Here is a 9,465-nt window from a genome sequence, read left to right as displayed (position 1 = left end):
TGGACACTCTTATCGACAAGTCGGTCGGCTGGTCAATCTAAGCAAAAATACCGTGTTGGATATCGTTAAAAGAAGTCGGAGTGAAAATCCTTAGCGTGCTATATTTTCCGTTTCCTGAGACGACCCCTAACTGAAGACATTGACGGTGGATGGGCTGCAATGGGAATTAAAACCTCTACAGAGTTCACAGCGGGTTGCAAGCGTTGGGTTGAGTTGAGGTTATCGGATTGGAAGTGGAGGGCTGCCATATGATTGCCATCTCTGACATAGCGTTTTAAGGTATTTTTCTAGGGCGTATTGATGTTTCAACGTATTAACAATCATACGAACAACCTCATTCTCTCAGGTCATTTTCTTCTTGCCGATGGGTGATTTTTCGCCGATAAGCACTTGGTGATACACCAAACCAGCGTTTAAACGCGCGCCGAAAATTAGCAGAGTCGTGGTAATTCAGTAAGCTGGCAATTGCCTCGACCGATATTTGAGGGTCATGTAAATAACTACTGGCTTTCTCAGATAAAATCCGATCTCGAATCAGCCGGTAACTCGTGTTCTCTTTGACCAGACGTCTGGCCAGCGTACGCTTATTCATAAACAAGGCTGCAGCCAGATCCTCTTCACTCAGTTGCCCGAGCGGATAGGACAGCATGGCTTTTTGCACTTGGTAGGTGGTGCTGTGTTGTTGGGTCTTGAGCCGGTTGAGGATCATTTCGCATTGTTGCATCGCCAGCAGATAGCTATCGTGCTGCGCGGATGCATTGGCAATCAAGCACAACTCGGTCGGCACTCGGATCGACAGTTGTGGCTGATCAAACTGATAGGTACCGGCAAGATAATCCGCGTAACAGGCATGATGATCGGGGGCGGGATGGCTAAACTGAATCACCGCCTCGGTCAGCGGTCGTCCAACAATAAATTCGGCACATTCCGAAAAAATCACCGCAACAGTTTCGGACAGTAGCCGATGTACTGCATGACTCAAGGTCTGCTCAAAGAAAATCAAGCAGGTCGTCCACTCAGCATTGGTGTGTGTTTCGAGCCTAATCAAACTCATACGGGTCGGCAAAAAAGTTTGAAACGCTTGTAACACGGCCAATAAGTTCGGGCTGCTATTGATTAAAAAGCCCATCGAGCCATGTGTTGACGGCGTGAGCCGCTGCCCTAAACGCAAGCCAAACTGATCGGATGCGGACAACTCCAAGCTATTTTGTAAGATTTGAATCTGTTGGCTGGCCGTGATCATCGTGTCGTCACGCATCAGTTGTTCAGCGGTCAGCGTGGTGAATTTTAATAGTTTAGGTAGGTCACGCGCCTGCAAGTCCAGCTCTCGGCCAATCAGACGGGTATAGCTACAGGGGATATTAGCAGATTCACTTGTACTGGCGAGACCAGTCAGCAGACTTGGATGCAACATGGCTCAAACACCTCAATAACAGACCAGTATGAAAGAACATCGACTAGAAAAATGCAATCGACGATGGGGCTACAGCGCCATAATCGTCTTTTAATGACCCTATATTGTCAACAAGAGACCTGTAAGCAGTATGGATACATGTCTATTATGAGTAAAGAGGGATGGCTATTTTCATCGGCGTCACCAGCAACCGTATACCACACAGGAGTAGTAATAATGGGTCAAATTACATTGATCGAGTATGACGGTACCGCCACCGTACTTGACATCGAAGCGGGCAAGTCGCTGATGCAACTGGCTATCGATCACGGCGTATCCGGCATTGATGGAGATTGCGGTGGCGAATGTGCTTGTGGAACCTGTCATGTGATCGTTGACGGTGCTTGGCTGGCGGCGACAGGACAGCCCAATGACGAAGAGGCGCGCATGCTAGAGATGGTACCAGAAGGTACGGCGTCGTCTCGTTTGGCGTGCCAGATTCAATTGTCCGATGCAATGGATGGCATGGTGGTGCATTTGCCTGAGTTTCAAATGTAGTGACGGCAGATTTCAACAGCTGTTAAGCATCATCATTGAGGAATGAATCATGAAAAACATGCAAGCCACACTAAACCAAATTTCAGCCCTGCTGCCGATACCCATGCATTTACAAGTGAAAGGCATGCAGGTGTTCCAAAAGGTCAAGCAACGGGTGACACAGGCGCAACCGTTCCCTGATTTTGTAGAAAAGCCAATCCCCGATGTTGCCACGCTCAAGCTCGAAGACATCGATATGAGCAATCCGTTTTTATATCGACAGCATCAATGGCAGTCATACTTTAAGCGGCTACGCGACGAGCGTCCTGTTCATTACCAAAAAAGCAGTCCATTCGGTGCATTTTGGTCGATTACCCGTTATGACGATATTGTGTTCGTGGACAAATCCCACGAGCTGTTTTCGGCGGAACCGGTGATTGTGATTGGCAAGCCGCCCGCCGGACTGGATGTGGAAATGTTTATTGCAATGGATCCGCCTAAGCACGATGTGCAGCGTCAAGCGGTACAAGGTGTGGTCGCACCGAAAAATTTAAAAGAAATGGAAGGGCTGATCCGCAGTCGGGTACAAGAGATTTTGGATGATTTGCCGCTCGATACGCCGTTTGATTGGGTGGAGCGGGTGTCCAAAGAAATCACCGCACGCATGCTGGCGACCTTGTTAGATTTTCCGTATGAACAGCGGCACAAGCTGGTGTACTGGTCTGATACGTTGGCGGGCAGCGCAGAAGCCACGGGCGGTGAGATTAGCGACAACGATGTGCTTTTTAATGCCGCCGCTGATATGGCCAAGCAGTTTGCCGCGCTGTGGCATGCCAAGGCGGCTCAGCAAGCGGCAGGTGAGCCGATGGGATTTGATTTGATTAGCTTAATGCTGAGCAATGACGATACCAAGGATTTGATTCACCGTCCGATGGAGTTTTTGGGCAATTTGGCCTTGCTGATTGTCGGTGGGAATGACACCACGCGGAACTCCATGACCGGCGGGGTATATGCGCTGAACCTGTTTCCTGAGCAGTTTGTCAAACTGAAAAACCAACCGAGCCTGATTCCAAATATGGTGTCCGAGATCATTCGCTGGCAGACCCCACTGGCGTATATGCGTCGCATCGCCAAGCAAGACATCGAGATGCACGGCCAAACCATCCGTAAGGGCGACAAGATCTTAATGTGGTATGCCTCGGGCAATCGTGACGAGCGGGTGATTGAACAGCCAGATGCGTTTTTGATTGATCGTAAAGGTGCACGCAATCATTTGTCATTTGGCTTTGGTGTGCATCGCTGTATGGGCAATCGCTTGGCCGAGATGCAGTTGCGGATTCTGTGGGAGGAGTTATTGCTTCGCTTCGACAATATTGAGGTATTGGGTGAGCCAGAGTTGGTGCAGTCTAACTTTGTGCGCGGCTATGCCAAGATGATGGTCAAACTGACTGCCAAAGCGTAGGTATCAAAATAGGCGACAGAGGCATTTTGCAACTGTCGTCGGCAACAATTGATGCTGTGCATCAACCATGAACTGAGTGAATTCATATGCAAACAATCGTCATCATTGGCGCAAGTCATGCTGCGGCGCAGTTGGCGGCAAGTCTGCGGCCAGATGGCTGGCAGGGCGAGATTGTGGTGATCGGCGATGAGCCGTATTTGCCGTATCATCGACCGCCGTTGTCCAAGACCTTTTTATGCGGTGCACAACTGGTCGATGAGTTATTGATTCGGCCAGCCGCTTTTTATCAAAAAAATCAGATCGAATTTCGGCACGGGCGGGTGGTTGCGATTGATCGGGCAGCGCGCAGCGTGACACTACAAGATGGCAGTACGCTTGCGTATGACCAGTTGGCGCTGTGTACCGGTGCACGAGTCAGGACGGTGTCGCTGGCTGGGTCTGATTTGGCAGGTGTGCATTATCTTAGAAATATCAGCGATGTACAGGCTATCCAGCCATTTGTACAACCCAACGGCAAAGCAGTGGTGATCGGTGGTGGCTATATCGGTCTTGAAACAGCCGCCGCATTGACCGAGCAGGGCATGCAGGTGGTGGTCTTGGAAGCCGCCGAGCGGATTTTGCAGCGGGTAACTGCACCGGAAGTGTCGGACTTTTATACGCGGATTCATCGCGAACAGGGTGTGACGATTCATACCGGTGTGTCGGTCACGGCGATCACGGGTGAGGGGCGGGCGCAAGCGGTGCTGTGTGCCGATGGTTCGATGTTCGATGCAGATCTGGTGATCATCGGGGTCGGGGTTGTACCGAATATCGAGTTGGCGCTGGACGCGGGCTTGCAGGTGGACAATGGTATTGTGATTGATGAGTATTGCCGTACCAGTGCGCCAGAGATTGTGGCCATCGGGGATTGTGCCAATGCGTTTAATCCGATTTATCAGCGGCGGATGCGCTTGGAGTCGGTACCAAACGCCAATGAACAGGCCAAAATTGCCTCGGCGACCTTGTGTGGCTTACAGCGGACCTCGAAGAGTTTGCCTTGGTTTTGGTCAGATCAGTATGATCTAAAGTTGCAGATTGCGGGACTCAGTCAGGGGTATGATCAGATCGTGATTCGGGGTGATGTGCAGCAAAGGCGTAGCTTTGCAGCGTTTTATTTGCAGGCGGGTCGCCTGATTGCGGCGGATTGTGTGAATCGTCCGCAGGAGTTTATGCTAAGCAAAAAGCTGATCACGGCTGGTACGGCGGTCGATCCACTGCGGTTGGCGGATGAGTCGATTGCGGTACAGGCGTTGATGGGGTAGCTTAAAACTACATCAGGCTAGATTTGCATTACGCTGATTCAGATGTTAATCAGAATGGCATCGATAGATACCTGTGAGAGCAAGTCAGGTGCAGCTTTGGCTTTGTGTAATTCACCACCCGTGATCGCAAACACGATGGGTAATCCATACCCATCTACGGCAAGATGGATCTTACTTGTCTTGCTACCTCGACTTAAGCCAATCGCCTCCTGATCGTGAGTTGCAGCACGTGCATTATGTTGATGTGCCTTGACGTAATTGCTATCCATAACCCCTACTCTATATCAGAGTCAGTAGATAAAACCCTGAGTATGCTTTGGAAAAAACCTTTTGCTGACCAGTCGTTGTATCTTTTGTAGAGATTAGGCTGCTGACCAAACTCAGTCAGGAGGTAGGTCTAGCCATGGACATTTCACCCACATTCTGTAGAGCATGGCTTCTACGGTGAGCCGTAAATTTGGTTTGTGATCAATGTCCTGTTGCTTGAGCATAGGAGAAATCTTTGCTCAATGTTGGTCGTTCAGCATAAAGCGTGGCATGGTGGACTCGGATGGGGAGAGCTTTAATTCTCTGAGTCTGCCTCCAATTTGCAATCAATATTTTCAAACGTCAACACACTCTAATGTAAAAAAACTAACATTAAAAAAACACCTCTGCCAAAAGGTCTGGTAGCTATATTCGATGTCAAAGATGATCTGGCTCACCTGCTGCGTTGTTAACTCATTCTATCAAATTTTGAGGACAGGCTTGACATTTGGTCAATCGACCAATATATATTCAAAATATGCATTTGGTCATTTGACCAATACCCGTTGAATTCTTGTGTGATATTTGCTGTGCCTGACCAAGGTGAAAAATATTGCTCAAGGTCAAATGTGATAGCAGGTTTACAGACATTCGATGCCTTTACAAGGAAACTCTCGCCATGACTCATATGATCAATATCCAGCCACGTAAGCCGCGGTTTGATTTAAGTGATGTTCCAGTTTTTTGGAACGACGGTGACCCGGTGTTAACACGCTTCTTTGATGCACTTTCTATTCACTTCCCCGATGGAGAGCGTTTTTTTATTCAGTCGGTGCGTAACTATCAGGATCTGGTCACAGATCCTAAACTGAGAGAAGATATCAAAAACTTTTTTCGCCAAGAAGCGCAACATGGCATTGTGCATGACCAGTATAATGCGGTGATGCAGTCGCAAGGCATTCATGTCGAAAAGGTCATCGCAAGATTCAAATTATTTATTCGGCTCTCCCAAAAACACCTGCCCGCCAAGTATCTGTTGGCCATGACAGCTGCCTTTGAACATATTACTGCTGTACTAGGCGAGGGTGCTATGGAGGGTGAGGGTGAGATGTTCAAGAATGCTCATCCCGCAATGCGTGCCATGTTCATGTGGCATGGGGTAGAAGAAGTCGAACACAAAACAGTAGCCTTTGATGTTTACGAAACAGCGGCAGGTGGGGGGTATTTCACCCGCGCATCTGCTTTGATTATCGGAACGCTACTGGTACATGCGGTGGTTGGCTCAGTTCTTTGGCATATGTTGAAAATTGACAAACTACAAGGTCAGCCATTGGTGCTTGCTAAGGGATTTTATCGCCTCTATGGACCACGTGGCCTGATTACCAGACTTATTCCACGCTATCTGGACTGGTTTAAGCCAGGTTTCCATCCTAGCGACACCGAAATCCCAGAAAAGGTTAATTCTTGGCTGGCTGAATATGATAAGCATCAAGACCCTATGGAAGCGTCACGAATTGTTTTTAATGTCCCCATTGCAAAAGCTGTATAGATCAGGAGAGACCGTGAAAGACTCGACTCGACTTGACCAAGTCGAGTAACCTGTCTTATTGATATAATGTTATGAGTCAAACTATGTTGAGTAGTGAATCTACGCGAGTCGAAGTTGCTGACCGCGAGAGAGTATTAGCCGCTTCTGCCAAGCTGTTTCGAGAAAAGGGTTTTGAGCGTACCAGTGTGCGAGAAATTGCCAGTGCTTGTGGTATTCTTCCAGGCAGTCTGCATTACCGCTATCGTAGTAAAGACGATATTTTGGTTGATATGATGCGGCTTGCTATTGAGAGAACTATTTACAGGATTGTTGAGGCGACTTCCGCGATTCAAGATCCACTCAAAAAAATGCAATCGGCACTGCAGACACATGTCGATATCCTTATGTCGGGTGACGATATGGTTTATGTGTTGTTGTTTGAGTGGCGCTCGGTACATGGAGTCGCACGTGAGCAGATTATTGCTGAGAGAGACAGATACGAGCGATATTGGCAGACAATTCTTGATGATCTGCAGTCTTATGGTTGTATCCGAAACGATGTGGATGCAGATCTGTTAAGACTGATTGGGCTAGGAGCAATAAACTGGGCTGCCACTTGGTATAAAGAAAATGGTAAGTACAATCTTGAACAGATCGCGGATGCGATATGGCAGATGATGACAAGAGGCATCCTTAATCCAGATTTTCACGAAGAGGCAAAAAACCTGTGACCAACTATAAGACTCCATCCCGTATCACGCACGCCATCGGGAGGCATTGTGGCAGCTCCGCAATTCGTGATTTGCTCGAGTTTAATGGGCTGAATATTTCCGAGGCCATGTGCTTTGGATTAGGCTCAGGGCTTGGCGTGACCTATTTGGAAATGGCTGACGCCCCTGTGCCATTTTTAGTGCATGTGCGGTCTTTGGGGTTTGAAGCGCGCGTATTTGAAAGTATCGGTATACCCTTTGAGTGGCAAACCTTCGAGTCACCCGAATCGGCAGCCACCGCGCTGGAGAAATGTTTGGATGCGGGTCACCCCACCCTGTTGCTGACGGATATTTTTTATTTACCTTACTTCAACAGCAGCACGCACTTTCCCGGTCACGCCATAGCCGCTTGGTCGAGAAATCCAGAGACAGGTGCGGTATTTGTCACCGATACCGAGCGTCCGAGTGTTTTGTCGGTGACGCGAGAGGCACTGACCCGCGCACGTTTTTCTACACAGCCCCCATTTATTCACTATGGCAATATGTTCACGCCCACCGCGTTTCAAGGCGAAATTACCCCCGAGATGATTACCGGTGTCATCCATGACAACGCCAAGTCATTAGCTGTGAGTGGCATATCGGCACTGGAAACATGGCTGGCCGAACTGAGTCGTTGGGGAGCCACAGGCGATTGGCACTGGACGACCCGATTTGCCTACCAAATTATTGAAAAGCGTGGCACAGGTGGCGGCGGCTTCCGCAAAATGTACGCTGAATTCCTTGATGAAGCGGTTCACTATGACGCAAGTGTACAGCAATATCGACTGCCCCTGTTAATGAGGGCTTGCGAAAAAGCATGGACGGCATTAGCCATGTGTTTGAAGTCTGCCTCGGAAAGCACAAACTTTCCATATGCCGCCATTGAAGAGGCCATTGTGGCGGTGATGCAGGCCGAACGTAATTATACAGATGCCGCCCTTGCACTTTGAGACGTGCCGCTAATTTTTTCGCAATAAAATCAGCCAGCAATGGCGGGAGTTCAAAAATGGACAGTAATAACACGGCACACCTGACCATGGCTAAGGCGTTTTTTGGTACTAATCACCCTTTATTCAATATGTTCAATATTAGTGTTGGTGCAGTGAGCGATGGTCATGCCGAGATGACGATGCCCTTCTCTGAGCAACTCTCTGACCGTAAAGGCTCACTGCATCGAGGGGCTTTGGTGACGCTGCTGGATACGACTTGCGGCTTATCTATTTTTTCGTCATTGCGGTCGTTAGAGCCGATTGCCACTATTGATTTGCGTGTCGATTTTTTGCGACGTATTCCCTCTGCGGTAGGTTTAAAGGCGATAGTGGATTGCATTGGTAGAACCGATACGGTGGCCTTTATCACGGGCCGAGCGGTTGCAGAAGACAGTGGTGAGCTACTGGCTACTGTCACTGGTTCTTTCGCAATCGGCACGATGGGACCCTCTTTTGACAGCAATGAAGCGCGAGGCGAGTGATATGAGTATAGTAAATCAGATGAGCGCGGAAACACCCCCACTAAAATTGTGTGACGAGCCTTTTGTCGATTTTCTAGGTTTTCGTGAGGAAATGCAACATGGAGAAATACAGTACTTTATGGACTTTCGTGATTCGCATATCGGCAACCCGATGATTGGCACGTTTCATGGCGGCATTCTCGCGAGTTTTGGTGAAGTGGCCGCCGCCGCCTATCTTGCCCGTCAGCGTGGTGATAATGAGCTGCCCTTATGCTCCACGATGACCTTTGATTACCTGCGGCCAGCATTTATAGGTACGTTACAGGCAGTCCCCAGTATTGTTCGTGCGGGTCGGCGCATTACGACAGTATCGGTTCAGTTACTACTTGATGGCAAGTTGGTTTGTATCGGTCGATTCCTGTTTACGGTTAGCAGCAAATAAAATTGGAGCAAGCTCAGTTCAGGATGCCGACCCTGTTTTACTCAGAAAAATTTTCAATAGATAGACAAATAATATCAAATAGCTGGAACTACTACTGATACCGATACAGCGTTGGCGCAGAAATCCCAAACTCCTTCGCCAATGCTCGCTTGGTTTTGTAGTCGCCAGATTCAAGACGTTGATGCAGCAGAGCCACTTGTTCAGGAGTCAGTGACGGCTTACGGCCCTTGTAGGGGTCGTCTCAGGAAACGGAAAATATAGCACGCTAAGGTTTTTCAATTGCGCGCAATGGCCTAAATTTTCCACCACCTATCTTGGCTTTGCTTCGCCATAGATAATCCCCAGTTAAATTGATGT

Annotated in this window: 10 protein-coding genes and 1 pseudogene; 8 read left to right on the top strand and 3 right to left on the bottom strand. The window is 48.7% G+C overall.

Features of this window, described 5'->3' with window-relative positions; translation table 11 throughout:
- Positions 1 to 334 precede the first annotated feature (334 nt).
- Entirely contained in the window at positions 335 to 1,414 is a 1,080-nt protein-coding gene (locus MSG93_RS19020; RefSeq protein ID WP_004658508.1) for an AraC family transcriptional regulator, read from the bottom strand.
- A 216-nt stretch (positions 1,415 to 1,630) separates the two neighbouring features.
- On the opposite strand from MSG93_RS19020, the gene MSG93_RS19015 reads away from it, so the two are divergent.
- The 3 genes from MSG93_RS19015 to MSG93_RS19005 all read left to right on the top strand — a co-directional run bounded on the left by MSG93_RS19015 (position 1,631) and on the right by MSG93_RS19005 (position 4,693).
- Entirely contained in the window at positions 1,631 to 1,951 is a 321-nt protein-coding gene (locus MSG93_RS19015) for a 2Fe-2S iron-sulfur cluster-binding protein (protein WP_004658513.1), read from the top strand.
- A 49-nt stretch (positions 1,952 to 2,000) separates the two neighbouring features.
- Positions 2,001 to 3,392, top strand: a complete 1,392-nt coding sequence (locus MSG93_RS19010; RefSeq protein ID WP_004658516.1) for a cytochrome P450 — start codon at positions 2,001 to 2,003, stop codon at positions 3,390 to 3,392.
- Between the two features lie 86 nt (positions 3,393 to 3,478).
- Positions 3,479 to 4,693, top strand: coding sequence for an NAD(P)/FAD-dependent oxidoreductase (locus MSG93_RS19005; RefSeq protein ID WP_001193555.1), 1,215 nt, complete (start codon positions 3,479 to 3,481; stop codon positions 4,691 to 4,693).
- 38 nt (positions 4,694 to 4,731) lie between these two features.
- Here MSG93_RS19005 and MSG93_RS19000 read toward each other — a convergent pair whose 3' ends face one another.
- Positions 4,732 to 4,962, bottom strand: coding sequence for an IS5 family transposase (locus MSG93_RS19000; RefSeq protein WP_004656998.1), 231 nt, complete (start codon positions 4,960 to 4,962; stop codon positions 4,732 to 4,734).
- 656 nt (positions 4,963 to 5,618) lie between these two features.
- Here MSG93_RS19000 and MSG93_RS18995 point away from each other — a divergent pair.
- The 5 genes from MSG93_RS18995 to MSG93_RS18975 all read left to right on the top strand — a co-directional run bounded on the left by MSG93_RS18995 (position 5,619) and on the right by MSG93_RS18975 (position 9,108).
- Positions 5,619 to 6,488, top strand: a complete 870-nt coding sequence (locus MSG93_RS18995; protein WP_000149466.1) for a metal-dependent hydrolase — start codon at positions 5,619 to 5,621, stop codon at positions 6,486 to 6,488.
- Between the two features lie 83 nt (positions 6,489 to 6,571).
- A complete protein-coding gene (locus MSG93_RS18990; RefSeq protein ID WP_000952904.1) occupies positions 6,572 to 7,198 on the top strand; it encodes a TetR/AcrR family transcriptional regulator in 627 nt (208 codons plus the stop codon).
- The gene (locus MSG93_RS18985) at positions 7,195 to 8,166 is read left to right on the top strand and encodes a BtrH N-terminal domain-containing protein (RefSeq protein ID WP_000186299.1); all 972 of its coding nucleotides are present in this window, start codon (positions 7,195 to 7,197) and stop codon (positions 8,164 to 8,166) included. Before MSG93_RS18990 ends, MSG93_RS18985 begins: the two co-directional genes overlap by 4 nt.
- A 56-nt stretch (positions 8,167 to 8,222) precedes the next feature.
- On the top strand, positions 8,223 to 8,687 hold the full coding sequence (locus MSG93_RS18980; RefSeq protein WP_000378064.1) for a PaaI family thioesterase: 465 nt from the start codon (positions 8,223 to 8,225) through the stop codon (positions 8,685 to 8,687).
- 1 nt (position 8,688) lies between these two features.
- Positions 8,689 to 9,108, top strand: a complete 420-nt coding sequence (locus MSG93_RS18975; RefSeq protein ID WP_000029507.1) for a PaaI family thioesterase — start codon at positions 8,689 to 8,691, stop codon at positions 9,106 to 9,108.
- Positions 9,109 to 9,199: 91 nt separating this feature from the next.
- On the opposite strand, the pseudogene MSG93_RS18970 reads toward MSG93_RS18975, so the two are convergent.
- Positions 9,200 to 9,322: pseudogene (locus tag MSG93_RS18970) on the bottom strand (helix-turn-helix domain-containing protein); the annotation flags it as partial.
- Between the last annotated feature and the right edge of the window lie 143 nt (positions 9,323 to 9,465).

It is taken from the genome of Acinetobacter sp. IK40, from assembly GCF_035615075.1.
Taxonomy (GTDB): domain Bacteria; phylum Pseudomonadota; class Gammaproteobacteria; order Pseudomonadales; family Moraxellaceae; genus Acinetobacter; species Acinetobacter courvalinii.
This window is presented reverse-complemented; position numbering and strand designations above follow the sequence as displayed.